We start from the raw sequence: 1,051 nt of genomic DNA, 5'->3' as shown, positions 1-1,051 counted from the left end.
GCGACGGTGGTCACCGGCCGGGCAGGTCCGCAGCGGTAGCCGCAGGCGTACGGGGAAGCCGGCGACGTGGACGGACCTACACGAACCCCCGCACCCGGTGCTGCATGACGCGGTACGGCCAGCCCGCGGCCGTGTTCCACTGGCTCACCGCCAGATGCAGGTTGTCCGGCGTCGACCCCGGGATCACGTACCCGCCGTACAGCTGCGCCACGTGCGAGTCGTCCTCCTGCCCCCACTGCCCGCCCCACACCAGCGTCTGCCGGTGCGCCTCGTAGAGGTTCGAGGTGGGGGTGTCCATGAGGATGCCGTCGATGCGGTAGTCGGCCTCGTTGAACCACGTGAGGATCCACTTGCCCGCCATCGGCCGCAGGCACATCTCGCCGAACCGCCCCTCCAGCACCGGCGTCGGCGGATTGCCCCAGGCCCAGGCGCCGTTGCGGTAGCCCCACGGCTCGTACGCGCCGGGGTCGGCGATCCGGGCCGACGGCACCCGCTGCAGGATCATCGGCTTGCTGCGGGTGAACTCCGTGGAGAAGACGTAGACGAAGCCGTCGTTCCCCTCTCCCCAGGTGAGCAGTTGGAAGAGCCCGCCGTGCAGGTCGGGGGCGAACTTCGCGCCGGTGTGCACCCAGGTGGCGCCGTTGTCGTCGGAGCGCCAGATCTCCGTCCAGACGACGTTGCCGAGGCCCTTGTTGACCATGGCGTGCAGATACATCGTCGAGCCGATGGTGATCACGTCGGACGGCAGGACGGTGGAGAAGACGGGGTTGTCGTGCTCGTACGCCCACAGCTGCTGCGCCGCCGCCCCGCCCACCGCGCCTGACCAGGTCACGCCGGCGTCGAGGTCCGTCGTGGTGGAGTACAGCGCGACGGGCGAGCGCCACCAGCCGCCGCCGACGCGCGCCTCCTCGAAGGTGTCGCCGAAGACGAAGAGCATCCGGCCGTCCGGGGTGCGCACGGGGATGCCCAGGTCGGTGGCCTCCATCCGGTACGCGGTGGTGAGACCGGGCCCGGTGAGGTCCCGGATCTTCGTCACCTCCACCGCCGCCGC

At 70.8% G+C, this 1,051-nt stretch carries 1 protein-coding gene; it reads right to left on the bottom strand.

Features of this window, described 5'->3' with window-relative positions; translation table 11 throughout:
* Window positions 1-76 precede the first annotated feature (76 nt).
* Window positions 77-1,051, bottom strand: a 975-nt coding sequence (locus tag H5J30_RS35365) for a glycoside hydrolase family 183 protein (protein ID WP_220189652.1), incomplete at its 5' end; no start/stop codon positions are given.

This window comes from Streptomyces phytophilus (assembly GCF_013870535.1).
GTDB lineage: Bacteria > Actinomycetota > Actinomycetes > Streptomycetales > Streptomycetaceae > Streptomyces > Streptomyces phytophilus.
The sequence above is the reverse complement of the archived record's forward strand: the minus strand, read 5'-3'. Positions and strand labels throughout refer to the sequence as shown.